Origin of the sequence: Sulfobacillus thermosulfidooxidans (assembly GCF_001280565.1) — a bacterium.
In the GTDB taxonomy this organism is placed as follows: domain Bacteria; phylum Bacillota; class Sulfobacillia; order Sulfobacillales; family Sulfobacillaceae; genus Sulfobacillus; species Sulfobacillus thermosulfidooxidans_A.
On the sequence record NZ_LGRO01000001.1, the window covers coordinates 1,022,441 to 1,048,626 of the forward strand.

The 26,186-nt window shown below is 47.1% G+C and carries 23 protein-coding genes; 18 read left to right on the forward strand and 5 right to left on the reverse strand.

Features of this window, described 5'->3' with window-relative positions:
- Window positions 1-2: 2 nt before the first annotated feature.
- Window positions 3-746, reverse strand: a complete 744-nt coding sequence (hemQ, locus tag AOA63_RS05320; RefSeq protein ID WP_053958726.1) for a hydrogen peroxide-dependent heme synthase — start codon at window positions 744-746, stop codon at window positions 3-5.
- 142 nt (window positions 747-888) lie between these two features.
- Here hemQ and AOA63_RS05325 point away from each other — a divergent pair, with 142 nt between their 5' ends.
- Together AOA63_RS05325 and AOA63_RS05330 are read left to right on the forward strand one after the other, a co-directional pair.
- Complete coding sequence (locus AOA63_RS05325; RefSeq protein ID WP_053958727.1) at window positions 889-1,695, forward strand: heavy metal-binding domain-containing protein; 807 nt, start codon at window positions 889-891, stop codon at window positions 1,693-1,695.
- Window positions 1,696-1,727: 32 nt separating this feature from the next.
- Window positions 1,728-2,723 carry a heavy metal-binding domain-containing protein gene (locus tag AOA63_RS05330; protein WP_053958728.1) on the forward strand — a complete coding sequence of 332 codons (996 nt, stop codon included), beginning with the start codon at window positions 1,728-1,730 and terminating at the stop codon, window positions 2,721-2,723.
- A 346-nt stretch (window positions 2,724-3,069) separates the two neighbouring features.
- Here the strand turns inward: AOA63_RS05330 and AOA63_RS05335 are convergent, their stop codons facing one another.
- Window positions 3,070-3,378, reverse strand: coding sequence for a rhodanese-like domain-containing protein (locus AOA63_RS05335; RefSeq protein WP_171822618.1), 309 nt, complete (start codon window positions 3,376-3,378; stop codon window positions 3,070-3,072).
- A 199-nt stretch (window positions 3,379-3,577) separates the two neighbouring features.
- Between AOA63_RS05335 and AOA63_RS05340 the strand changes: the two genes are divergently transcribed.
- From AOA63_RS05340 to AOA63_RS05355, 4 genes are all read left to right on the forward strand, one after another.
- Window positions 3,578-5,059 carry an aldehyde dehydrogenase family protein gene (locus tag AOA63_RS05340; RefSeq protein ID WP_171822619.1) on the forward strand — a complete coding sequence of 494 codons (1,482 nt, stop codon included), beginning with the start codon at window positions 3,578-3,580 and terminating at the stop codon, window positions 5,057-5,059.
- Between the two features lie 75 nt (window positions 5,060-5,134).
- Window positions 5,135-6,490: a 4-aminobutyrate--2-oxoglutarate transaminase gene (gene gabT / locus AOA63_RS05345; RefSeq protein WP_053958731.1), complete on the forward strand. Its 1,356-nt coding sequence runs from the start codon at window positions 5,135-5,137 to the stop codon at window positions 6,488-6,490.
- Window positions 6,491-6,594: 104 nt separating this feature from the next.
- The gene (locus AOA63_RS05350) at window positions 6,595-7,785 is read left to right on the forward strand and encodes an acyl-CoA dehydrogenase family protein (protein WP_053958732.1); all 1,191 of its coding nucleotides are present in this window, start codon (window positions 6,595-6,597) and stop codon (window positions 7,783-7,785) included.
- A 95-nt stretch (window positions 7,786-7,880) separates the two neighbouring features.
- Window positions 7,881-8,249: a PadR family transcriptional regulator gene (locus tag AOA63_RS05355; RefSeq protein ID WP_242848279.1), complete on the forward strand. Its 369-nt coding sequence runs from the start codon at window positions 7,881-7,883 to the stop codon at window positions 8,247-8,249.
- Window positions 8,250-8,354: 105 nt separating this feature from the next.
- Here the strand turns inward: AOA63_RS05355 and AOA63_RS05360 are convergent, their stop codons facing one another.
- Window positions 8,355-9,230: an aldo/keto reductase gene (locus AOA63_RS05360; protein WP_171822620.1), complete on the reverse strand. Its 876-nt coding sequence runs from the start codon at window positions 9,228-9,230 to the stop codon at window positions 8,355-8,357.
- Window positions 9,231-9,396: 166 nt separating this feature from the next.
- Between AOA63_RS05360 and AOA63_RS05365 the strand changes: the two genes are divergently transcribed.
- From AOA63_RS05365 to galE, 8 genes are all read left to right on the forward strand, one after another.
- Window positions 9,397-10,506: a glycerate kinase gene (locus tag AOA63_RS05365; protein ID WP_053958734.1), complete on the forward strand. Its 1,110-nt coding sequence runs from the start codon at window positions 9,397-9,399 to the stop codon at window positions 10,504-10,506.
- Between the two features lie 44 nt (window positions 10,507-10,550).
- Window positions 10,551-10,883, forward strand: coding sequence for a toprim domain-containing protein (locus AOA63_RS05370; protein ID WP_020374788.1), 333 nt, complete (start codon window positions 10,551-10,553; stop codon window positions 10,881-10,883).
- Between the two features lie 34 nt (window positions 10,884-10,917).
- On the forward strand, window positions 10,918-11,511 hold the full coding sequence (gene def, locus AOA63_RS05375) for a peptide deformylase (RefSeq protein ID WP_053958735.1): 594 nt from the start codon (window positions 10,918-10,920) through the stop codon (window positions 11,509-11,511).
- A gap of 292 nt (window positions 11,512-11,803) precedes the next feature.
- Window positions 11,804-14,392 (forward strand): FAD-binding oxidoreductase, encoded by a 2,589-nt coding sequence (locus AOA63_RS05380; protein WP_053958736.1) that lies wholly within the window; start codon window positions 11,804-11,806, stop codon window positions 14,390-14,392.
- Window positions 14,393-14,398: 6 nt separating this feature from the next.
- Window positions 14,399-15,676: a (Fe-S)-binding protein gene (locus tag AOA63_RS05385; protein WP_053958737.1), complete on the forward strand. Its 1,278-nt coding sequence runs from the start codon at window positions 14,399-14,401 to the stop codon at window positions 15,674-15,676.
- Complete coding sequence (locus tag AOA63_RS05390; RefSeq protein ID WP_082343760.1) at window positions 15,669-16,256, forward strand: NUDIX hydrolase; 588 nt, start codon at window positions 15,669-15,671, stop codon at window positions 16,254-16,256. The genes AOA63_RS05385 and AOA63_RS05390 overlap by 8 nt, the downstream gene beginning before the upstream one ends.
- Window positions 16,257-17,475: 1,219 nt before the next feature.
- Window positions 17,476-18,228, forward strand: coding sequence for a VIT1/CCC1 transporter family protein (locus AOA63_RS05395; RefSeq protein ID WP_053958738.1), 753 nt, complete (start codon window positions 17,476-17,478; stop codon window positions 18,226-18,228).
- A 62-nt stretch (window positions 18,229-18,290) separates the two neighbouring features.
- Window positions 18,291-19,268, forward strand: a complete 978-nt coding sequence (gene galE / locus AOA63_RS05400) for a UDP-glucose 4-epimerase GalE (protein WP_053958739.1) — start codon at window positions 18,291-18,293, stop codon at window positions 19,266-19,268.
- Here the strand turns inward: galE and AOA63_RS05405 are convergent.
- Together AOA63_RS05405 and AOA63_RS05410 are read right to left on the reverse strand one after the other, a co-directional pair.
- Window positions 19,246-20,316 carry a glycosyltransferase gene (locus AOA63_RS05405; RefSeq protein ID WP_053958740.1) on the reverse strand — a complete coding sequence of 357 codons (1,071 nt, stop codon included), beginning with the start codon at window positions 20,314-20,316 and terminating at the stop codon, window positions 19,246-19,248. The genes galE and AOA63_RS05405 overlap by 23 nt on opposite strands.
- A gap of 70 nt (window positions 20,317-20,386) precedes the next feature.
- Window positions 20,387-20,992, reverse strand: a complete 606-nt coding sequence (locus tag AOA63_RS05410) for a hypothetical protein (RefSeq protein WP_053958741.1) — start codon at window positions 20,990-20,992, stop codon at window positions 20,387-20,389.
- A gap of 217 nt (window positions 20,993-21,209) precedes the next feature.
- On the opposite strand from AOA63_RS05410, the gene AOA63_RS05415 reads away from it, so the two are divergent.
- The 4 genes from AOA63_RS05415 to AOA63_RS05430 all read left to right on the forward strand — a co-directional run bounded on the left by AOA63_RS05415 (window position 21,210) and on the right by AOA63_RS05430 (window position 26,180).
- Window positions 21,210-22,115: a branched-chain amino acid transaminase gene (locus tag AOA63_RS05415; RefSeq protein ID WP_082343761.1), complete on the forward strand. Its 906-nt coding sequence runs from the start codon at window positions 21,210-21,212 to the stop codon at window positions 22,113-22,115.
- Between the two features lie 44 nt (window positions 22,116-22,159).
- Entirely contained in the window at window positions 22,160-22,561 is a 402-nt protein-coding gene (locus AOA63_RS05420) for a CoA-binding protein (protein ID WP_053958743.1), read from the forward strand.
- A gap of 123 nt (window positions 22,562-22,684) precedes the next feature.
- Window positions 22,685-23,344, forward strand: coding sequence for a hypothetical protein (locus tag AOA63_RS05425; RefSeq protein ID WP_053958744.1), 660 nt, complete (start codon window positions 22,685-22,687; stop codon window positions 23,342-23,344).
- A gap of 196 nt (window positions 23,345-23,540) precedes the next feature.
- Window positions 23,541-26,180: a PQQ-binding-like beta-propeller repeat protein gene (locus AOA63_RS05430; RefSeq protein WP_053958745.1), complete on the forward strand. Its 2,640-nt coding sequence runs from the start codon at window positions 23,541-23,543 to the stop codon at window positions 26,178-26,180.
- Window positions 26,181-26,186: the final 6 nt, after the last annotated feature.

Here is a 26,186-nt window from a genome sequence, read left to right on the forward strand (position 1 = left end):
ATCTAACCAAATAAAACCTGAAGCGATTCCTGAGTCAGGCGTTTGCCAACAAGAAACGGGCCAAAGTCGGCAAAGCGCGCACTCGCTTCATCAAATCGCATTTCATAGATAAGCTTTTTGAAATCTAACATGTCATTGGCATACAGGGTGACACCCCACTCCCAGTCATCAAGCCCTTGGGAACCGGTAATGATTTGGGTGACACGGTCGGCATATTTGTGACCTAAGATGCCGTGTCCCTTCATTTTTTCCCGGCGTTCGTCTTTGCTCAGCATATACCAGTTATCCTGACCTACTCGCCGCTTATTCATCGGATAAAAACACACATAATGTGTTTTCGGCAAAATAGGGTAAAGACGCTCTTTGGTGCCGGGCAATGTCAAGGGATCAACTTGTCCTTTAACCAGATACTTACTTAATTCCACCACGGAGAAATAAGAATAGGGTTTGGTGAAAAAGCGACTCATGGGCGATTTGTCAATGTCCAACTCAGTTTGAAGTAACTCATCAACCGTGGGACGAAAATTGGCAAACAACAGATCCGCTTTGTGCCCAATAATGTGGTAGATGCCTGTGCTGCCATGACCCGCTTCTTCCACAGCTATCCACTGGTTAATGATTTTCAGTAATGATTGAATCGCCTCGTTCCGTTCTGATGAGGTACAGGAATTCCATAAGGGCCAGTTTATCTGGCGAAAATCGTGCAAGGCATACCAGCCTTCGATTGTTTCGATTGCATCTGCCATGTTCGTCGCCTCCGCTGTCATATCGCCAGTAGTATACCACACCAATCCCCCCACATTGCTGATTCTAATTTGCTATACTGATTCCAAGAAATTGGAAGGGAGGACGACCTGGAAGAGCCTTTATAGAACGGGTCAATTAAAAATGGCTGAATATTCCGATCTGCCCCAAGATGCTTTATCGCGATTACAGCAAGAACCTGATCATTTCGTGTTTACCAGTGATCTTTCGGTCAACGAGTTCATTTTGGTTGAAGAAGCAGGATTCACCCCTCTTGGCATGGTTATGGGATCATCTATCTACCACATTGGTTATCAGCAGGCCAATTGGACAAAAAACCAGGAAATGACGGTTTTATCGCAGGCGATGTACAATGCCCGCGAACTCGCGATGACCCGTATGGAGGAAGAGGCTGATGCACTCAAGGCGGATGGAATTATTGGTGTGCGTCTACAAGTCAGTCATCGGGAATGGGGACAGCATATTGCAGAATTTGTTGCCATTGGGACGGCTGTCAAAGCCAAGGATGGGTCAAGCCACCGCACAATTAAAGGCAAACCCTTTACCTCCGATCTTTCAGGACAAGATTTCTATTTATTAATGCAAGCGGGATACCGGCCCGTCAGCTTAGCGATGGGCTCTTGTGTTTATCATGTTGCCCATCAAGGGACGTTGGCGACAATACGCCAGTTAGGGCAAAACCGCGAGTTACTTCCATACACCCAAGGGCTTTACGATGCGAGGGAACGTGCCATGGAGCGCATGCAAACGGAAGCCGCAGAATTGAAAGCGCAAGGCATTGTGGGTGTGCATCTCCATGAAAACAATCACAGTTGGGATTCGCATATTCTTGAATTTTTTGCTGTGGGTACGGCAGTAGTGAAGTTCCAGGATAGAGTCATGACTCCACCGAGCCTGGTTCTGCCCCTGAATGATAATACAACGGATTAGGGTAGACACCGGAGAAGGGAGATGGTTTTTCTATGCCTTTTTTTCGCAGGCCCTCCAAGCCGCAAGATGCGCCACGGACGCCTTTGACAGATAAAGTCTATGAAAGCCAACGTCCGGAAGAGGTGCAAGCTGATCTACAGGCACTGGAATCAGGGGATTTACCCAATAAAGCCAAAGTGCGTTTACACCGCACTATATCGGGTGAGTTGCCATGGATGAGTACTTATTCGACACCCGATTTTTTCTTGGTAGAGCATCTTCGTATTGAACCGTTAGTTCAAGTGAGTGGAGCTTGTTACTTTCATGCCGCGACAGACAGTCAAGGACACATCTTTCTCGATAGCAATTTAGATGCGACAAACCTCGTACGAGCATATTACCGGGCTAAAGATGAGGCGATTAACCGCTTGCTTCAAGAGGCAACGGCGGTTGGAGCGCATGCCGTACTGAATGCGCGTTACCGCTTTCAACGTGATGAAACCGTGGTCTCGTTTACTGTACTCGGCACCGCTGTGCGTTTTGTCGGAATGAATCCGCCGGTTAAACCCTTGGTCAGTCCACTAAATGGGGAAGACACTTATAAATTACTGCAGCGGGGATGGTTACCGGTCAACATGGCTTTAGGCTATCACTGGCATTGTATGCCCGTAGGATTTTCCACGAAATATGGTATTGCGCAAAGCTGGTACAATCAAGAATTTACCGCGATAAGCAAAAAGTTCATGCAAAGCCGGGATCTAGCGCTTCAAAAAATGCGACAAGACGGGGCGCGTCATCATCCCGTATCGGGTTTTGTGGCGGTCAAGATTGATTATTCGGTAGAGGAAACGGAGATAATTTTTGTGCGGAATGGTTTGTTTGACAATGGGCTGACTATCGATGGAACCTTTTATCCCTATGATGATATGGGGCGAGCAGAAGTGCCAGCATTTAATACAGAATTCTTTGCGACGGGGGCAAGTATCGTTCGCCTTAGCACAGGTCAAGTGACCAAATCAGATATCGCAAATTATTTGTTATTAAATTAGTTGGGATGTGGGCGATTGAGATCACCGTGAATAATATCGCTGCAGATCCTGCAAATGGCTCCTTAATCGAGGAAGAATATGGAGCACGATGCGTGCAGACGACACGAAAGGGGTCTTCAGAAGTCCAGTCATCGTTAATGATGATTGCCTGCGTCCTCGTATGGTATCATCCATGTCCAATGTCTATGGCTTATGAAGATCACCACGCCGATCTGGTTGTGCGAGGGATCACGTCTATCTATTCTTTCTATAGGCTGTAGGTTGTTGGGCGGTGAATCCGAGGTTCTGTCCCTGCGAAATACCTGCAAGCCCCGGCCTTTAGGCCGGGATCATTGGCAGGCGATTTTTATCGTTCGACAGGGCCCTTCCAGTTATTCATGCCGCCCGACAAGTTGAATACTTTCGTGTATCCGGCTTGTTGTAGCATTTCGCAGGCACGCGCAGACCGATTGCCGCTTTGACACACCACAACAACTGTATGCGATTTGCTTACTTCTTTTAACCGGTGAAGTAACTGACTGAGCGGAATATGGCGTGCCCGGGGGATATGACCCTGTTTGTATTCACTTGATTCGCGCACGTCAACCACAATGGCCTGTCCGTTCCGCGCCATGCTTTCGACCCGTTCGGGTGATAGATGGTGAACCAACTTCATCCTCCTCACACATCAAAACATTGAACTTGTGTATAACAAAATTGTATCAATGAACAAATTCACTGGCAATAAGCCAAAGCTATCTGAAAACGGTTCCGATATAAGCACAAGGCCAGCGATTTCAGTATACTGAGTAGGGGAAAACTAATAAGTCCTATCCCTTGCGTAAATTTTCTCAATTTTATGATGGAAGAGGAGGATGCATGTGCGCCTATTAAATTTTATTGGCGGGCAATGGTCTGAACCCGTTAATGGCCAATATCATAATGACTATAATCCGGCAACTGGCGAAGTACTTGTGGAAGTGCCACGGTCTTCGCGAGAGGATGCCAATCGTGCTGTGGCTGCAGCAAAAGAGGCTTTTCAATCGTGGCGACTGGTTCCAGCGCCCAAACGGGGTGAAATATTATTTCGTGTAGGACAATTATTAATGGAACGCAAGTCAGAACTTGCCAAGAAAATGACGCAAGAAATGGGAAAAGTCTTAATAGAAGCAGAGGGCGATGTCCAAGAAGGCATTGACATGGCCTTTTACATGGCTGGAGAAGGCCGCCGCTCTTTTGGCTATACCACTCCCTCTGAACTTCCTAATAAATTTGCGATGGCTGTCCGTGATCCTATTGGAGTGGCCGCGATTATAACTCCTTGGAATTTTCCTATGGCTATTCCCACGTGGAAAATATTTCCCGCGCTAGTGGCCGGTAACACTGTAGTCTTCAAGCCCGCGTCAGAAACTCCGCAACTTGCCTATGAACTGGTAAAAATATTGGAAGAGGCAGGAATTCCAGCCGGGGTTGTTAATCTTGTCTTCGGATCGGGAAGTGAAGTCGGGGAAACTTTAATCAGTCACCCTGATGTTGCCTTAATATCATTTACAGGATCAAATGAGACGGGAAGACATGTGGCGCAAGTGGCTGGATCCCAATTGAAGCGGGTATCCTTAGAATTGGGTGGAAAAAATGCCATTATTGTGCTCGATGATGCCGATTTGGATTTAGCTATTGACGGTATTATTTGGAGTGCATTTGGCACGACTGGCCAACGTTGCACGGCTTGTTCCCGACTTATTGTGCAAGAGGGGATTTATGATGTCCTGCGGGAGCGTTTAAAGGATCGTATTGCGAAACTCAGCTTGGGGTCAGGATTGGATGGTAGCACCGATGTGGGACCCTTGATAAATCGCCAGGCTGTCGAAAAAGTTCATAAATATGTTCAGATAGGACAAGAAGAAGGGGCTCGTTTGGAAATCGGAGGAGATGTTCCTCATGACAGTAGTTTATCGAATGGCAATTTTTATCTTCCGACCCTCTTCACGGGTGTCACCATCGAAATGCGCATAGCACAAGAAGAAATTTTTGGTCCAGTACTATCTATGATCAAAGTCAAGACTCTTGAAGAAGCTATTGAGGTCAATAACAAAGTCACATATGGACTCAGTTCTTCCATCTTTACGCGCGATGTTAATGCAGCCTTCCAAGCTATTCGCGATTTGGCGACTGGCATAGTGTACATTAACGCTGGCACCATTGGCGCAGAAATCCATCTTCCATTTGGCGGAACGCGGGGGACTGGTAATGGTCACCGGGAAGCCGGAACGGCCGCTTTAGATTTCTTTTCGGAATGGAAAGCGGTTTATGTGGATTACAGTGGCAAACTTCAACGAGCACAGATAGACGACTAAAATATCTCTCTTCTGTGGCAGAGACAATTTACCGACGACATCTTGAACTCTCTTGATACTCTAAGGAGGATTTTTATGGCAACCGCGACAAAATATATTGAACTTAAGACAGAAATTCCGGGTCCTCGGTCGCAATCGGTCCTAGCCCGTATCGATAAGGCGACGCCGCGGGCAACATCGGTATATGCGCCGCTTGTGATTGATAAAGCACATGGCAGTTTGCTCACAGATATAGACGGCAACACCTTTATTGATTTAACAGGTGGCGTCGGAGTATTAAACGTAGGACATACGCATGATAAAGTGCGACAAGCCTTGCATGAACAAGTTGACCGGTTCTTACATACAGATTTCACGGTCGTGCCTTATGAAAGTTACGTCCGGTTGGCAGAAAGGCTTAATGCGAAGTTTCCAGGTGGTGGTCCTGCCACGACCGTCTTTTTTAATTCCGGGGCCGAAGCCGTAGAAAATGCCATTAAAATTGCCCGGGCTTACACTAAGCGTAAAGGGATCATTGCATTTGAGCGGGCATTTCATGGCCGCACGTTGATGGCCATGACACTAACGAGTAAAGTTCACCCCTATAAGGCGGGCATGGGACCCTTTGCGCCCGAGGTCTATCGTGTTCCCTTTCCCTATCCCTATCGCTGTCCCTATGCCCAGGGTTCCTTGCAACACGAATGTGACGAAACCTGTTACCGAGCCATTGAACAAGCATTAATCCTTCAAGTTGCTCCCGAAGATGTGGCGGCGGTGATTGTGGAACCGGTTCAGGGAGAAGGCGGTTTTGTGGTACCTCCTAAAAGCTTTTTACCCTGGTTGCGAGCATTTACTGAACGTCATGGAATTCTCTTAATCGTGGATGAAGTTCAGACCGGATTTGGCCGTACAGGAAAGTTTTTTGCCACCGAATATGCGAATATCCGCCCAGACTTGTTAACTATGGCAAAATCTATTGCCGATGGTGTGCCATTGTCTGGGGTCATGGGCCGTGCTGAAGTCATGGATGGACCAGGAGATTCTCAGATTGGCGGAACCTATGTGGGTAATCCGTTAGCTACAGCAGCTGGGAATGCCGTTTTGGATATTTTTGAGCAAGAGGACCTTCTTTCACAGGCTGAGAAACAAGGAGAATATTTAATGGCGCGTCTTACCGCGATGCAAAAAAAGTATCCAGTGATTGGGGATGTTCGCGGATTAGGAGCCATGGTTGCTATTGAATTGGTGAAAGATCCACAAACCAAGGAGCCTCATAGTGATTTGACGGCGCGCATATTAAATTACGCATTACATCATGGGGTAATCATGCTCAAGGCCGGCATTTATGGCAATGTGATTCGGTTCTTAGCACCGTTAAATACACCGTTGGATATGCTAGAAGAGGCGTTAAATATTTTGGAAAAAGCATTTGAACAAGAGGGCCAGCACTAAGGCCCTCTTTCTTACCTTGAAGAGAATGAGACATGCCCGGAGATCTCGTCATGAAGAAATAGGAATAGCAACGATATTGGCCAGGAAAGGATAGTCGCGAACCAATGGTGACAAAAGATATTGACGATATTGTGGCGAAAGTTGAAGATTTCTACCGAATATCTGGACTATGGACGGAAGAAGAAAGAGATGTTCAGCGTGCAGTCCGTCATTTTGTTGACGAACAGATTAAACCTTTTGCGGGGCAATGGTGGCAAGCAGGCGAGTTCCCGGTTTCACTGATACCGGAATTGGGTCGTTTAGGGGTATTGGGGTCTAATTTACCTGAAGAATATGGGGGAAGTGCCTTATCTCCTCTATCTTATGGACTGATTATGCAAGAATTAGAACGTGGGGATTCCGGCCTCAGGTCTTTTGCCTCTGTTCAAGGAGCGTTGGCGATGTACGCGATTTATCGTTATGGTTCAGAAGAGCAACGCTGTCAGTATCTTCCGGCTATGGCTTCGGGCCAGATGATCGGGTGTTTCGGCCTGACCGAACCGGATGCGGGTTCTGATCCTGCTTCAATGCTGACGAAGGCCCGTCAAATAGGGTCTGAGTATGTGCTTTCGGGGACTAAACGCTGGATTACAAACGGTCATTTAGCAGACATTGCCATTGTATGGGCGAAGGATGATACCGGGACGATTCGTGGGTTTATCGTGCCGACCGACACGCCAGGCTTCTCGGCTCGTCCGATTCACACGAAAGCTTCTATGCGTATGTCGGCTACCTCCGAACTCTATTTAGATGATGTACATGTCGACAAGAGCCTACAACTTCCCCATGCCAAGGGTTTAGGAGCACCGCTAAGTTGTTTGACTCAAGCTCGCTACGGCATTGCCTGGGGAACTATAGGGGCAGCTATGGATTGCCTAGTCGAGGCTGCCACGTATGCCAAAACCCGCGTGGCTTTTGGTCGCTCTATTGCCGCGACACAACTGGTGCAAGAACGCATTGTGGACATGCAAACGCGGTTAGTTAATATGCAATTAATGGCCCGCCAACTGGGGTGGCTATATCAAAATGGCCAGCTTGATTATGCGCATGTCTCATTGGCGAAGCGGCATAATGCCCGGGCCGCGTTGGAAATTGCTCGGATGTCTCGCGAATTGCTTGGTGGAAATGGGATTAGTACCGATTATGCATCGATTCGTCATATGGCGAATTTAGAAACCGTGGATACATATGAGGGAACTTATGAGATTCACACGTTGATTGTTGGCCGAAATCTTCTTGGCGAAGAGGCGTTTTAAGTAAATTCCTCGTAGTGGGTCCGAAGAATCATGGCATCAGGTCTCGCTTTTTGTTAAGGTAAGGGGAGAATTCCATGAAAAAAGAGGGACTTTTGATGCCAAATGCAATGGAGCCAGGGAGACGATATCAAACTGGCAAACACCTTGAAGCATTTATATTACTGTTTATATATCAACAACCCATGCATGGGGGTGCCATATTAAAACGTTTACAAGATGAATTGCCCCCAGTATGGATTATCGATAGCGGTGGAGTGTACCGACTATTGCGTGATTTAGAAAATCAAGGGGCGGTATCGTCATCATGGATTACCGAGGATCAGGGAGCCCCCAAACGGTTTTACCGGATTACTGACGAGGGAATTGAGCGGTTAAAACAATGGGCGGCCGAACTACGTGTGCGTCGAAATTCAATGGATTTGTTTTTAACGTGGTGGGAAGAAGCCAATAAATCTGAAGAATAGTGGAATGCGCACTGGAATTCTAACAAATGATTCCCTTGATCCTTTCGAGCGGCGATACATGCCCCTTCTTGGTTATCACTCAAGAAGGGGCATGTGGTTTTGTTTTCACAACCATTTTATGGTTAAATCATGCGAAGAGGGAGGGAACAAGGTATCAAGGCGCTTTTCATCATCGGGCGATAAATCCAGGGTTAAGGCCGAAAGATTGGTTAATAAATGCTCACGTTGAGAAGCTTTGGGAATGGCGATGACTTGCGGTTGACGGATAACCCATGCTAAAGCGATAACATGTTCAGTAGAGTGATATTTGCTGGCCAGTTCGCGTAACAGAAGACGTTGAGGACCATGAGGATCTAATGCATTTAAATGTTTGATAGGCGAATAAGCCATAACGGTGATATTGTGGTCTTGACAGTACGGGATGACACTGTGTTCCGCCGCCCGGGCTGTGAGTGAGTATTCAACTTGATTGGCGACGAGAGGAATATTCCCTAAGAATTGTTGGGCTTGTCTTAATAACTCAACATTGAAATTACTCACACCGAGAGATTTTGCCCAACCTTTTTCATACACCGTAACCATTGCGCGCATCGTTTCTTGGAGTGGATATTGCTTGCTGGGCCAGTGAAGAAGGAATAAATCTACATAGGCGGTGTTCAGACGGTCTAATGAATTTTTTAATGAGGTAATGACACCCTCATAATTGGCGTGCGTGGGCCATACTTTCGTGACAACAAATACATCATCCCGGCAGGACTGTATTGCTTGGCCGACCACTCGTTCGGCGCCACCATCGGCATACATAGCCGCTGTATCAATGACGCGCAAGTTGTGCTGAATTCCTTCTTGAAGCATTTTGACCTCATGTGTAAATAAATTGAGATCAACACCCATGCGCCATGTGCCTTGTCCCAGGGCTGCATAAGTGGTATTTGTGCCAAAACTGACGACTCGCATAATGCCCTCCGTTTCTGATTGCATGGCTTTTGGAGAATCGAAAAATGCATAATGCATAGAGTATTGTTTACAGTATAGCAAAGGCTTTTGTACATTCTCGTTCTGGGTGCCAAAACCGACCGATAAGTTCCTACGGAAGATGGAAAGCTTCTCTGTCAATGGTAAAATAGCTACCAGGAGGGGCTTGTAGGTGAAAATTTTAGTTGCGGTCGATTCCTTTAAAGGCTCGCTGTCTTCTCTGGACGCTGGTCGTGCCATTGCCAGCGGGCTCCTAGAAGTCTTTCCATCGTGGGATATTCGTGTTCTTCCTGTTGCCGATGGCGGGGAAGGTACCGCTGCCGTGGCCCAGTTCTTAGGCGGCAAAATTGTCCCAGCAGAATGTCAGGATATTTATGGTCGATCACATTCAGGATATTGGGTTTTATGGAACGACATGGCGATTATCGAGGTCGCTGTTGCTTCAGGATTTGTAAACCCGGAGAACCGACTGCGAGATGGTGATGCTACGACCAGTTATGGAACCGGCCAACTGATTCGCGAAGCTCTCAGTCATCCTGGCGTGACCCGGGTCATTGTGGCCCTAGGCGGAAGTGGCAGTACCGATGGCGGCATTGGGCTCATGGAAGCTCTAGGCTGCGCTTTTTTTGATCAAGATCACAATCCTGTCGAGCCCTTAGGTAGTTGTCTTAGCCGTGTTACGGAGGCCAAACTCCAACGCATCACAAAGCCGTTGATGGGATTGACGGATGTTAATGTTCCTCTCACGGGAAGCGATGGGGCCGTTATGATGTTCGGTCCACAAAAAGGGGTTCCCTTCGAGCGTCTTCAAGCGTTGGATCACGATATGGCGCATTTTGCGCAAATGGTTCAGGGTCCCCATCATCATTGGGATGACGTTCCTGGGGCAGGTAGCGCAGGCGGGATGGGATTTGCCATACTGGCCTTGGGAGGGACTCTTCAGTCCGGCGCTGAAGTGGTGGCTAAATGGGTTGCGCTGGACGAGTGGATCAATTGGGCTGACTGGGTTATAACGGGTGAGGGTAAACTCGACTCACAAACGTTGCAAGGGAAATTAGTCAATATGGTGACCGAACGTAGTCATTTGCAAAAGAAACCCGTGGTGGCCATTGTCGGAAGTCGAGCAGGACGAGTTGATGATTTGTACAAAAAAGGCGTCCGTTTAATCTATCCTATAGTTCCGGGTCCTCTGTCGCTAGACGAGGCAATGACCAATGCTCGACATTATATGCGAGACGCTGCGATACACGTTGGATTTACTTTGGAACAGTGCCATCCCTAATTTGATGCAAGACCCGTGACTGTTCCCAAGGAGGTCATTTGCTCATGGCTGATGAAACGTTTGCGATTATTGTTGAAGGGAAAAATGATCGTTCACGGCTGCAAGCTGTTCTTCCCCCTGAAATTCCCATTATCCCGACATTTGGAATTCCAAATCAGGATCGCTTGGAGCGGATTCGCAAAGCGGTCAAACATCATACAGTTGTGATCTTTACGGATGCGGACGCAGCTGGCCGGCGCATTCGCCGGATATTACGTGAAGCTTTTCCGGATGCTCTGAACGTTTATACAAAACCTGGTTATAATGGAGTGGAACATACTCCTGTGGATTACATCATGGAGCGGTTTAAGCGTTTGGGTATCCTCGAATGGGATTAAAATTTATACGTGCGATCGGATGAGGGAGAGTCTATTGGAACAAGCAATTTGGACGATAAGTACGCAAAATGAGTTTTTACGAATGAGGACAACACGGGTTAAATCATTTACGGATGAGGTCAGGCAATTATTTACCGATTTGTTTGATACCTGGCCGACGGTAGCGGCCTATGGTATTGCGGCGCCACAAATTGGTTCTCCTCGACGTGTTTTTATATGGAAGGGCATAACAATGCAAGATCCCGAGATTATAGTCAATCCCAAAATCATTCGAGCACGAGGCGAACTGAAAGATTATGATGGGTGTCTTAGTGTGCCAGGAATTTATGGTCCAACACGGAGAGCAGAATACATTGAACTTTCCGGAACGGATATGAATGGCCAGCCATGGCGCCGGGGATTTGAAGGATTTGATGCCCGCATTATTCAACACGAAGTCGATCATTTAGAGGGTGTCTTGTTTATCGACCGAATTGATTCCCTTGATGATCTCTATACCTTGGAAGAACTCGCCGAACGGGGTAAAGACGGTCAACCTCAATATGAAAAGAAACCCCTCACTGACGATTTGCGACATTTTATTGAAAGCCGGCGGCGGTCCTTGCCAGGCCATGCTTTGATTTGGTAGTTGCGAAATTTATTATGTAATTTTCTCATTCTGGAGTATAGTCTCAACCACATAATGTTATGGCGATGATCGATTCCCATGGCTCACGTATTGGTCTGACACCGTGGCGGGACGAGCAGCGATGATGGGTTTGACCAAAGAAGAGAGCCTGCTTTTGGTCCAAGGCCATAGAGGATGGATTGATGGCGTGAGAAATTTCTAAAAAGTCAGGGATAACGGTGAATGACACGGAGGGTTGAGGGTTTCAATGTGCTGTATTACGGTCAAGAGGTCTGATGTTTAGGAGAATTGTATGGGCCGCAAGTCATTAGCAGGGCAATTGGACCGGCATCATCTAACGGAGCTCTATCCTGGTGTCGATGAGCAGGCATTACAAGAATTAATTCACGAACTTGAGCGATTTTTGGAACCACAGCAAATGATAGTGGATTACGACCAGCGCATGGCATTTAGTTATGATGCCACTGGTGAACGGTATGTTCCAGATGTGGTGGTATTTGCTAAGACGGCCGACGAAGTCGAACAAGTGATACGAGCATGTGCCCACCACCATATTTATGTCATCCCCCGGGGCTCTTCATCCAATTTAAGTGGGGGCACGACTCCTATTTTAGGGGGACTCGTTCTTTCTTTAACGGCGCAACGGGACATCTTAGATATTGATACGGTGAGCCGTGAAGTTAGAATAAAACCGGGTGTGATTAATTGGGACTTGCAGCAGGTCCTAAATTCCATCGGATTTTTCTATCCCCCCGATCCGGCCAGCCACAAAATTGCCACATTGGGAGGCAATGTCGCGGAAAATTCTGGAGGGCCCCATTGCGTCAAATACGGTGTAACAACCAACCACGTGGTTCAACTGCAAGTAGTTTTAGCCGATGGCACGAAGGTGTGGACGCCTACGGCAAGGGATTACCGTACCGATTTAGACTTTACTGGTATTTTGGTCGGATCAGAAGGTACTATGGCGATCTTTACGGAGATTGTCGTCGGTATTTGGCCTCAGCCGGAAACCATGAAAACGATGTTAGGTGTATTCTCATCGGTGGAACAAGCCCTAGACACGGTATCGGCATTAATTGCTCAGCAAATTGTTCCTGCGACATTGGAATTATTAGATAAAAAATCTTTGCAGTTGGTGGAGTCGTTTGTGCATGCGGGCTATCCTGTGGATGCCGGAGCCGTGTTGCTCATCGAAGTGGATGGACCGTTAAATGATGTAACGGAAAAAGTGGCACGCATTCAAGAGATTGTCCAGCAACAGGGAGCAACAGATTTTCGCATCGCTGCCACGGATTTAGAAGCGGATGCGTTGTGGCGGGGACGCCGGTCCCACTACGGTGCTGCGGCCCGGTTGGCGCCGCATCTGTGGATCCAGGATGTTACGGTGCCAAGACCCTTGTTGGCAGCAATGATGCAAGATGTGCTGGAAATTGGCCATCAATATGGATTTGATATCTTTTGCTCCGCTCATGCGGGCGACGGGAATCTGCATCCAATCATCACTTATAATCCTGCCAATCCGGAAGAATTACGGCGTTTAAAGGAAACCGATCGGGCCATTCTTCAAGCCTGTGTTGCTCGAGGTGGAGCTATTACAGGTGAACATGGGGTAGGAATTGATAAACTGGAAAACCTGGATTTGATGTATGGTCCAAAAGAACGGCAGATTATGGCTCATATTAAACGGGCCTTCGATCCTAAAGAATTGCTCAACCCTTTGAAGGTGGTGGTAGCACCAAAAACCGTTACCGCGGATAGAGCCGCGGTAACGGAAGCAAGAACCAGACCGAGTGTATGGAAACCATCGAGCAATGAGGATCTTCAGGACGCAATAAGAACCGCCATTGGGAAGCATGTCCGGCTATCTGTTGGAGGGCGTTTTCAAAGGTGGCCGGTGGTTGGGGGAGCTCCTCATACCCACATTGAAATGACCGCATTGAATCAACTTGTGGATTTTGACCCGGACAATTTGACTCTCGAGGTCGGAGCGGGATTTGCCGCGTCCGAGCTTTTGGCTTTATTGCATCAACAAGAGTTAGACGTTCCTCTGTTGCCCTATACCGGGGAAGACACAGTCGGCGGGTTAATCGCCTCGAATGCACGTAATTGGCGTAATAGTTTTCTTTTCGGCTGGCGTGATGTCGTGCTTGGGGTGGAATGGATTGACGGGCGTGGTGACGTGCTGCGCTTTGGACGGAAGACTATGAAAAACGTCGCAGGATATGATGTCACCAAGTTAGCGATTGGATCATGGGGAACATTGGGAGCCATCTCCAAAGTCATCTTACGATTACGACCCTATCCCAAACACCGGCTCTTCGGATATGTGTCGCATAGCGATGCTCAAGCGTTACTGAGGATGAGTCTCGATTTAAGTCGTCATTATGATCGGCCGGAAGGGATGGTTCTCACTCATTGGCTGGATAAAGATCCCTGTCTATGGTTTTCGCATCAGTCCTCAGGAATTCACGCGACCAAGAGTCTCGTGGAAACCGTCTGTAAGAGATTAGGGTTTCATATCACATGGCGCGAAGAAGAACTATGGGCGGAATGGGAGGGGAACCGACAAAATCTAATCCAAGTAGCCTTGAACGATGGAATTTATGGTGAGGGAGGCCTGAAACCGTCCCAGCTTGAATCCCTTGTGAATGTGCTAGAGCGAGACAACAATGTGGTGTCGTGGATTGTCTATCCCGGAAGCGGAGCTTTTGAAATCTATGGCACATCGTCGTTCCGGTCCGATATAGTCGGCTTACAGCGGGTTGTAGGATCTGGTCAGTACTGGGAACAACCTGTAGAAGCAGCGTGGCAAACAATTCGGAAAAGACTAGAGTATGTATTTGATCCATATGACATCTTTTCGAAAATTCATGAATAGGGGGAAATGACAATCAACGTTCAGCCATCGTGGATTATTGCGACCGAGGATATTGAACATTGTAACAAATGCGGTTTTTGTCTGCCGGTTTGCCCCACGTATCAATTAACGAGTAACGAACTGCAATCGCCCCGCGGAAGGATTGCCATGATTGAAGCGGCGATTGAGGGGGAAATTGAAATTGGTGAGGGGCTTGAGGATTCTCTGAGTCATTGTTTGGACTGTCGGGCGTGTGAAACGGCTTGCCCTTCCGGAGTTCGCTATCACAGAATTTTGGAGGCGGGTCGTGATATGTTGCAATCGCCGTCTTATGGTAAAGGCAGAAAACGATTATCCTTTGCCACCCAACAGATTCTGAAACTGGTGAAAAAGCCGCATTGGCTGAGGCGTGCGGTACGCGTAGGAAACCGGCTCAACAAGGTTTCTCTGCCTAAACCATTACAGTCGTTGACGCCTTTTTTAGGCTATACTGAACAACAGATCGCAAAGGTTACAATCTCATCGTCCACGGCAACAATGGCGGTCGAATTTTTTAAAGGTTGTATTATGTCGGCACAATTTGCAGATGCCAACCAGGCGGCGAAAAATTTATTGGCGCGTGGTGGCATCCCAAGTGATAGCCCTATTCACCAAGGTTGTTGTGGGGCGTTACATCTTCATAGTGGATTCACCGAAGAAGCCAAAGCAATGGCTCGTCAGAACATCAATGCATTTCGGCATAGTGAAAAGCTTATCGTAAATACGGCCGGAGGCTGCGGGGCAATGCTTATGCAGTACGGCGAACTGCTTGCTGATGATCCGCAGTACGCTGACGATGCACGCCAGTTTAGCGCACGAGTGCGGGATTGGGCGACAGTTTTTAAACAGGTGCAACATAAGGTGCCCTTAAGGGGAAGCGGGCAGCGGATTGCCCTTCAGAATTCCTGTCATTTAGTAAACGTTGAACATGCGGGACAGGATACTGTGGATCTCCTTAACGTTGTCACAGGGGATATCTTTGTGCCTTACAGTGGTCAAGACAGCTGTTGTGGGTCAGCTGGGACGTACAATATTGAGCAAAGGGAATGGGCTCTGGGTATTCTTGAACAAAAAATGACAGTTCTTGCGGATAAGCATCCGGACATTATTATTGTTAACAATCCCGGATGTCACTTGCAGATGCGCTGGGGCATGACGCGCTATCATTTGGATCCCAACAGCGTGCAGCATTTGGCCGTGTATTTGGAGCGGGCTGCACAGCGTGCGGAACGCATGGCAGAGCCAGGAGAGCGTGCGGATGCCTAGACCCAAACCTCCCTCACGACCCGTCAAAATTCCTGATTTATATGGGCACTTTCATGAATTTTCTCCCCAGAACATTCGCTTTCGTCCTGCGGCATACGGTGTTCTTGTTCACGATCAGCAGATTTTGTTGTCCCTATCCCGCTTCAGTGGAAAATGGGATTTGCCGGGTGGAGGCATTGAACCATGGGAATCGTTAGAGACCGGACTCACACGCGAGTTCTTTGAAGAAACGGGTCTTATGGTGCATGTTCAACAGTTTCTCGGCCTGCGAGAAAGTTTTATTGCATTTTTTCATTACCCGTTTCATTCCCTGCGTTTTTATTATCAGGTAGAGAAAAATGCTGCTTCGCCGTCTCAGGAATTGAAACCAGAACCCCATGAGCTGTTAGATTTGAAATGGTGGCCTCTTGACCAAATTCCTCTGAGTCAAATGAATACGGATGATATCAGTATTATCCAACACTATCTTCAAGGGCAAAATCCTGGCGGACTGGGGAAGAACGGGATCGCGGAGCATGGTGAAATTGTTCCGCGCTGTCAAAACGGAAATGGTGACCCCGAAACAAATGAACAAAATTAAAAAAGCCTAGGTATTTGGCGATTTGGCGATGAGTTCCATCTGCCACACAATCGGGCGATCGACGAAAACGAAAAATGGTGTGCTGGGGGAATCGAATTCTTCAGTTGACTGAGGACAGATTCTATTCCAAACTATCTCGCCTAATTGTGAATCAAGAAAGTAGATAGTAAAGCGGTTAAACCAATCATTGTACCTGGTGAAAAACTCTTGAGGATGTTCCTGAAGGGCAAACGGGATTTCCAAACTTCTAGAAAATCAAGAATGACAGTCTATTTTCCAAAGAAGAATAACAGCCCCTGAACAGACGGGCGCCATATTATCACAGTCCCTATCGTCGTAGGGATGAAATTAAAAGAATTTGGTTATATTCCCCTTGGTGTAACAGTGACGGGGGGCATTATATCGCAAAAATCTGATCGATAGGATGTTCGTGTGACAATAAACATACGAGAATCTTTGTCCCCTCTGCCACCGAAACGTCTTGACACCGGGATAGACTGAGGACGCAAAAAATTTTGCCATTAGTGATGTGAACACAACTTCCGCTGTTCACAAATGTGAGAAGAAGCTAAAGGGCGAGCAGCGTGCTTTAGCGGGAAAGCTTGCATATCAACAGAAATGAGGTGAACATCCTGCTACTAAGTGCGGAAGGAACATTGACAAAAACGTGCTGAGAGGACAAAAATTCTACGGTCGCTTAGCCAATATGAAACGTAACGTGCTTTTGTGGTGAGCGAATTGGCGAAAATCAAGTCGGCCTTTATCACTATCAAAAACCTCAATATTAAGGGCATGGTGACCACTCGCGTTTGAGGAGATTGATTGCGAATCAAGGAGTCTAAAGACTTTGGGCCAAAACATAAAAACATCCATGCACAACCCAGCCTGAAGTGGGGGCAAGACTCCGGGTTCTTTCCTTCCCGCAAATTGTGTTGTTGCTGTGAGCTGAAGAAAGTGTAGCTCTCGCTGGCGGAAAGGATATTTTCCTGTGAATCCTATAGATTGGCTATAGACGGTGATTTCAATGCCGCCATCTCGAACAAGCGAAAGAATGTCTCGCCCTCAGCTAGCAAGCTAGTGTATGGGACCTGCCTTGGGATTACGCCTGCGGAATGTCGCATCGACCCGAGGAGTGAGCTTTTTGCGAGGCGGGACACAGTGAAACAGACAAACTCTAGCACCAGATATATACGTCTATGTTTTTAGTAGCAGCGGCTAAATGTCAACAACATCACAGGGCAATCGAATTAAATCGCCTCGATCAGAATTCAAAGGCGAAACATCAAAATATCATTGGAATTTACAAGTTTTATTACGAGAAGCGATCTTTGGGGTCAATGACGGGCTGGTTGCGACAATCGGCTTGGTCTCGGGTGAAGCCTTGTCGCATCAATCGCATGGTTCGATCCTGATTGCCGGTCTCTCATCGGTGGGCGCTGCCATGGTCTCGATGAGTGTCGGTTCCTATCTGGCTACAGTATCTCAAAATGACTGGGTTCGCCAGCAAATCAAAGAGCAACAGGCGGATATCCAGAATCACCCGCACCAGGAGGCTCAGGAGGTTACGGAACTGTTAGAAGACATCGGGATTCCTGACCGTTCTATCGCACAAATTCGCAAGGATATCATTTCAAGCCGGCCGCGGTGGTTAAAATTTATGGTGCGAGAGGCTTTAGGGGTTCATCCAAACCATCAAGAAACCCCATTAGCCAATGCCGTGACAATGGCTATCGCGGTCATGGTGGGGTCAAGTCCCCCGATTTTACCATTTCTTTTGCCACTACCGACCTTAACCGCTAGAGATTTAGCCTGGGCGTTGTCGCTCATGGCGGCATTAACAGTAGGGGCTATAAAAGGCCGTTTAACCGGCAGTTCCATGGTACGGAGCAGTTTGCAATTTGGGATATTAGCTTCACTGTCTGCAGCCGTCGGGGCTGGAATCGGGTGGGCATTGGGACTGTTAGGTGCGTAGCTTCCCCACTTAAAGCGTGATACCATTACGGTATTAACTGAAACAGGGAGGCCTTTACATCTATGTCCAAACCTGATGCCGTCGTGGTGACGGGTGGACTAGGCTACGTGGGACAATCGTTAGCAGCCGTCCTAAAAGAGCGTGGTCAAATTCCTATTGTTGTTGACTACCGGGATATCCCGAGCCAAGTGCCGGACGTGCCGGTTTTTTATGGATCGATTGGCGATAAACAAATCTGGAAACAAATTTATGACCAGTACCGCATCCATGTTGTGTACCATTGCGCCGGACTCATTGTCGTGTCGGAATCCGTACAAGAACCCGCACGTTATTTTCAAGAAAATCTTGTGGCTCCTCTGGCGATGTTAAACTATCTTCACGATATGGGAGCTGTTCCCGTGATTTTTTCTTCCTCAGCCGCGGTTTATGGAACACCAGAAATAGTCCCTATTCCGGAGGAGGCTCCTAAAGTTCCCATTAGTCCTTATGGCGTGAGCAAATGGCAATTTGAAGAAATATTACAGGCTTATGATCAAGCGTATGTGCAGCCCTGGGTTGCTCTTCGATATTTTAATGTGGCGGGCAGCGTGAATAATGTAGTCGAATCCCATGTTCCGGAAACGCACTTATTGCCTCGTATTGCTAATGCTCTCATTCAAGGCGAACAGCCAGAAATTTATGGCACAGACTATCCGACACCGGATGGTACCGCGATCCGTGATTATATTCATATGCATGATTTAGTCGAAGCTCATCTTCAGGCTGCGCAATATTTGAAAGATGGCGGATCTTCTACGGCATTTAACGTTGGATCGGGTCACGGCCATTCAGTCCAGGAAGTTATGGAAGGTTTTGCACGGGTCACGGGATTGCCTGTGAATCCCAAGCGCTTACCGCGAAGGGCTGGAGACCCGCCGGTATTAGTGGCCGATATTAATAAAGCGCGCACGGAACTGTCTTTCGACCCGCAATATTCCCATGATATTGATCGCATGATTCGGGATACATGGTCATTATTTACCGCGGAGGAACGCTATTAATGGCATTGAGCATGATTCTAAAGACATGAGATGCACTAAAGCGCGACAAAATATCGCGTTGAATTTCTTGGGGAGATAGCAGCCATGGCCATTCGCGAGCTAATGCTATGCGAATGGCATCGCGAATGGCTGGTATTGATCCAATCGGAACTAATAACCCATTCTTATGGTTTTCGACAATATCTTCAGGACCGGTGGGACAATTTGTTGCGACGACAGGTATTCCCTGGGCAAGGCTTTCGACGAGTACCATTGGAAAGCCTTCAAAGTCAGAAGTCAGGACAAGTGCACGCGGATTGATAAGACGCCAGGGGTTGGACTGCCACCCGTTAAAATAGATGCGGTTGGCAATACCTAATTCGTGGCTCAGTTCTTTCAGCCAGGAAGAATCAGGACCATCGCCTATCACGTTCAACTGCCACGGTTCACGAATTTGGGCGAGGGCCTCAAATAGCAAGTCCAAACGCTTTTGGTGATTGTTCAATCGTCCCACATACAATAATTGACCAGGAACCATGGATCCCGGGGGGAGAGGCTGGAAGTCATATGGTAAAGGATTATGGACGACAAAAATGGGTGCAGATACTGGAATAGCTGCGAGTTGGCGCTGAATCCCTTGAGAAATGGCCAAATGTCCATCGGCGAGTCGGAGGCTTGATATATTTGCTAATTTGTCTAGAGAAAAGTGCACCCATGATAGAATGCGCAGGGGCCGGCGCACTATCTGGCGAGCCCAATAAGCCGCTTCGACAAAGGTAGGATCCGTAACCAATAAGGTATCGACATCACTTTCTTTAAGCAGGCGCGTTAATGCCATGATGTACAGGGGTAATTTGGCGCGTAACTGCAACCGGCGCCCTGTACCTTGATCAATATTGACATCGCGATAGGAAATGTTGTGGAGCCACTGTGTGTCAAGAAGACGGCCCATAGCCCATAGTGATAGGGGAAGACGATCAGTTTCAGCCATTTGTGCGACCGTTTTGATGACGGTCTCCATGCCACCGCGCCCGGACAATCTGCGGGTAACAATGGCCAAGTTTACCAAGACTTATCCTCCCTGTTCAATAAATGCGAGCTCGTTGTGATTCATGGTCAGACAAGCGGGAAAGAACTATTTAAAGACCAGCAATGCGGTTCAAAACCATGATTAACATCCAAATGGTTGCTGAACCACTTAGCACACTAGCAGCAGAGCGTAGCCAATTGACACCGTATAAGAAATGGACGGCGCGAATGCCTAATACGGCTATAATAAGCCCGATCCCGATGGACAGAAAAGGGACGGGAATCCAAGCGGCTACAACGAGGATGACGAGCCAGCCAGAATAGGCAATAGCTTGTTTGCGCAACGTATCGACTTCGTAACGTTTGTGGGCTGTTTCGGTACGGTTCAGAATCCACACCACAATCCAGGTTAAAGCATAGTAAAACAGAAACATGTCAAATAACGTATTAATCGCAACGCTTAACATAACAAGGAGGTGAAAGCCAGCAAAAAGCCAAATCCGCAGGGCCGAAATTAAGCCAGCAAGAATGGCATTGCTCCACAACATCCGTTCTGTCCACGGCCCCCGGTCAGACAGTTGCGCCGGATTGGGAATAAACAGACGCCAATAGTCGACTAAATCATCCCATTCATGGACCGTTTTACGGGGACGATATTGTTTTTCTAACCGTCGACGTCGACTATGACTTTTAAATGAAATCGGCTTTTTGGACATGTTGTGCTCCTTTCATCGCTTGTACTCCGATGAGGCCATGTTAAGAATTTATACGTTCATGATATCAAAATCCCTTAAGAAATCCTAATTGTGTTCGGTTAAATGAGCAGGTTACTGTCCGGCAAACGAGAATATTCATAGACTTTGAGTTTTCATGGCAACAAGTTCCTGTTATTATGGGTTTTAAAATATGGACTGATGAATAGGGGGAATATCTGTGCCTTTAGCGTATTTCAAACACGAATTTTTACCCTTGGAACAGGCTACAGTGTCAATCGCAACCCATGCTTTAAATTACGGCACAGGATGTTTTGAAGGTATACGGGCTTATTATAGTGCGGAAGAAGATACATTGTTTATTTTAAAGCTTCGCGAGCATTTTGAACGGTTTTGGCGTTCGTGCCTGATCATGCGAATCGATCCTGGGCATAGTGTTGAAGAAATGATGCAACGGACAGTGGAATTATTGCGCCGGCAAGAGTTTCGTCAAGACGTCTATATTCGTCCGTTGGCTTTTAAAGCAGAACCTGTCATTAAAGTAACCCTGGACGGTATTCGCGATGAATTTGCTATTTTTGCGATGCCCATGGGAGACTATATACCGACGACCGGCATTCACGTCATGGTATCGGCGTGGCGACGGCTTGAAGATAATGCCATTCCTTCTCGGGCAAAGGTCACCGGATCTTATGTCAATACCGCTCTGGCCGTTACAGATGCTCACCTAGCCGGTTTTGATGATGCTATCTTTTTAACGGAAAACGGACATGTTGCCGAAGGCAGTGCCGCGAATTTATTTATGGTTAGAGAGGGCACATTAATTACCCCCGACGTTAGTGAAAACATTTTGGAAGGCATTACGCGGGAAACGATTATGCATCTTGCCCACGATTTAGGGTACCCTGTGACGACGCGGGCCATTGATCGTACTGAACTCTATATAGCCGACGAACTCTTTTTAGTCGGAACAGGTGCTCAAATTTCGCCGATTACCCAAATCGATCACCGCCAAGTCGGTACCGGTAAAATCGGGCCCATTACCGAGCGGATTCAATCCCACTACAACCAAGCTGTTCGTGGCCAAATCCCAGAATACCGTCATTGGTTAACTCCCGTCGAATAAACGTGTTTATTAATAGGGAACAGGCACAGGAGGGATTGGACCAGGTGGACGATGAACAAATTCGCCAAATCTTACAGCAATATCGCCATGTAGCTATTGTCGGCTTGTCGCCAAAAGAAGATCGCCCAAGCTTTCAAGTGGCGCAGTTTCTGAAAGACCATGGATATCATATCGTACCCGTTCATCCTCACGCTGAAACCATATTGGGTGAGAAGGTTTATCCACGTCTTGAAGATATTCCTTTTTCGATTGACATTGTGGACGTGTTCCGACGCCCGGAGGATACTCCTACTGTAGCCGAGAGTGCTGTGCGCATCGGTGCTAAAGTATTGTGGTTACAACTGGGTATTCAAAATGAAATCGCACGGTCCATTGCTGAAACAGCGGGTCTGCAAGTGGTTGAAGATCGGTGCATGAAGATCGAATATTGTCGTCTTTTGGATTAATCACGTCTGTTTCCCGGCGTTAATAGGAAGGAGGTCGTCAAGGAAGTGGAAAACAGGCCTTACCATGAGAAGGAAGCTGTTTTCTACTTCCCGTTTCGCAAGGCGAAATGACAGACGATTAACATGATGGCATTAAGTGAATCGCATCCAACAGTATTACTGGTTAACAATTTACTCGAACGCAATCAAGTGTCTCCGGTTTTTATTGAATCCTTATCAGATGCTCATGTAATGCAATGGATGTTCGCACCCCAACCCGTGCACAAGTGTTGGCGTTGCATAAAAGTTGAAATTCTGGAACAATCTGATACGCATTCTGTACGGATTCGTCTAGATAAAGGGTTGGGCCGCCAAGCCCGATCCTACAATGTTCCACATTCATTCATTATGTATGATCTGTGGCCTTATATGCAGGTAACGGGTGATTTGACTCGTCTCAAGCGTATTACGGAGGCGGCACAAAAGATCCCTCTTCATTTGTGGTTACAAGTTACCAATGGCGTTGTGCCCGGGTTTAATCCCTTGACCAGTCCCTATCACCATCAGTTTCACTGGAGTCTCAATGAAAAAGGCCAATTGACACTAGCCGATCCGGTATTTGATGTGAGTGAAGTGGGAGAACTTCAGCAAGTCACCCTTATTCATGATCTCGTAAAACGGTTGCAAGCTTTGCGAGAATGGCCATGGTACTGGGTTTCACTCTCTTGGGGGATTGTCCAGGAACATATTACAGAATCTAATGTTTTTGCTCTCTTGGAACCCATTTTGGATTTATGGAAATAATGCCATGGAGCGGACACATCCGGATCCCTCGCCATCCGTGAAGAGAGACGCGGCGCTCCTTCCGGTCTGAAGACCCATGTTAATCACGAATATCCGGTGGATCATTAGGAAATTTTTAGCCGGCAAGTAGTGTTTGATTCCACGTTATAATATGTTCAACATTCTCGGGTTAAATTCTGGGTAAAGGGGGATGCGGATGATTTCATTATCCAAAGAACAAAGTTACCGTCATCTTCGTCTTTATCCTGGTTTATTACCGCAATGGTGGGTTTTGATTCCCATTGAAATAGTGGCATTTTTGGCGCGCTTTATTGGTTTAGGGCGTTATCATGGCCTGATCTATGATGAATATTATTATGTTACAGCAGCCGACGTATTAATTCATCATAAGCCGCCTGTTCTGGTTAAGCCTTTAATTTACGGCATTGATCCTAATCTGTTATCCGCACCGCCCTTCGCCAAAGAAGTGATTGCGGCCGCTATTATTACTTTTGGTAACCATCCGTGGGCATGGCGCTTACCCGGGGCCTTATTGGGAACACTCGTGCCCATCGTCGTTTATGCTTTCGCCCAAGCAATATTTCATAATCGGTACGTGGCACTTATTGCGGCGGGCTTATCAGCGGTCGACGGTTTAATGGTGAGTACCAGTCGATTAGCGTTGCTCGATTCGATTGCATTTCCATTGGTTGTCTGGAATCTTTTTGTCCTCTGGCGTTTATACGATGATTTGAATAATAATCGAGCGGTGACACGCAAGACCTTATGGATGTTTGGTATCACATTGGGATTAGGGTTTTCGGCCAAATGGATTGGTGCCCAAAGTATTCTCATGTCATGGATTATTTTTGTGCTGTCATGGCATCGAATTCGGCATTCATCACGTCGAATATTATATGTTGCGGCTGTGACCGTCATCCCTCTTGTCGTTTATTTTTTGACGTATGCCTATGCATTTCCGGGAGGTTTTCACCAATCCTGGCTTCCTCATAACGTATTTATGGCATGGGCTAAACTACAGTGGCTGATTTTAAAAAATATGTGGACGCTGCAATTTTATCATCCCTGGACGGCGAACGCCTGGACTTGGTTGGGATTACCCCGACCCACAGCGTATTTATGGATTACTGGGGCGCATGACACCATTCGTTTATTAGCTTTTTCTAACCCTCTTGTGATCTGGTTGGGCTTATTGAGCTTATTAATCATGGTCGTGAGAGATATTAAGACAACCCATAGGTTGCGCCCTCCGACGCTATTTTTTGTGGTATGGTTTTTAGTATTTTACGGGACATGGTTGTTAACCCCACGATCGAAATTTAATTATTATTTTTTGTCCATGATGCCCATGTTAATTATGAGTATGGCTTATGGCATGGTTCAGCTATTTCATATGACTCAGGGCGGTGGCCGTTGGCGGTGGCTAGCGATCACTGAGGGATTGGGCGTCGGCATTACGACACTCTATCTGTTTCCTCTCTGGGTGGGATTGCCCATGCCAAATGGTTTCTATCATAGTGTTTTTTGGTCTCCGACATGGAATGCGAAACCTAAAACGGTACCCCAAAGTACACAGTCGGTGACGGCACACGTGATGCCTATTGTCACCAAAACCGCTGCCTCTTTTGATGCCGATCAGCCCGTTCCCCAAAAATGGACTGGATTTGAAACGGGACTTCAACATAATACGGTATTTAATTGGGATAATCCCGTATCCCTTCAGACAGGCTATATCCTGCACACAGGTCCGGTAGCCGATCAACCGGCTGTAGTGGGTCACGATGGTTATGTTGGGAGCAATAATAACCAATTGATAGCCTGGAATTTATTGTCAGGACGTCGCTTGTGGACCGATACATTGCCAAATATGGTTATGACGACACCCTTAGTCTGGCATAATGAGGTAATTGTCGGCTTAGGAAATAAGGCTTTTCGAAGCTATTCGCAGAAACAAGGTTGGTTGAGAGGGACAGGGACCAATGGCCTAATGGCCTTTAACCGCACAACGGGCAAGGAATTATGGTTTACGCCGACGATTGGTGAAGATATGCCGACGCCAGCACTTTGGCATGGAATTATCTATGAGGTAACCGGAACGGGAGAGTTCTTAGCCGTGGACGCTTCCAACGGTCATGTATTATGGTCACGGGTTTTAGCAGGATTCGATAGTATGTCCTCACCCATTATATACGGCAACCAATTATTTGTGGCCACCAACGTGTATATGAAATCCTATCCGGCTTCATCATCGACAGTTTGGGACATTAACCTTCTGACTCATAAAATTGTGTGGCACATTGATTTGCCGGTAACTAGTGGATTATCTGATAATAGTCCTGCTATTGCAGACAATATATTGTATATTGCTGGGGTGCCTCGTATAGTGAATTTAAAGACGGGGCAAACCTGGTTGAATAATGAACTGTTTGCGATTTCTACGCAAAATGGACACATATTGTGGCACCGCGAGACAGGAGGAGGCATTCTTCCGCTTGATGAAGAAGAAGAAGGTATTCCTTTTGTCACGCATCACATTGTGTTTATTGCAAATCCTGCTAATAGAAATTTAAGTGCATTTGACGCAAAAAGTGGTAGGCTGATATGGAGGACGTTATTACCATCATCGGCGGTTGCCAATCCGATTTTACAAAATTCCATATTGTGGATCGGCCTTCACAATGGAATGATTGTACAAATCCAAGCGAGTGATGGACATATTCAGGAGACAACCCAAGAAGGTCTAGGTGGTTTTGGTCCGGCAGCTTTAATTCTTTTTCCGCACGCGTTGTTGGCGGCTAGTAAAACCGGTAATGTGGCCATGATTCCAGTACGGTGAATCGTG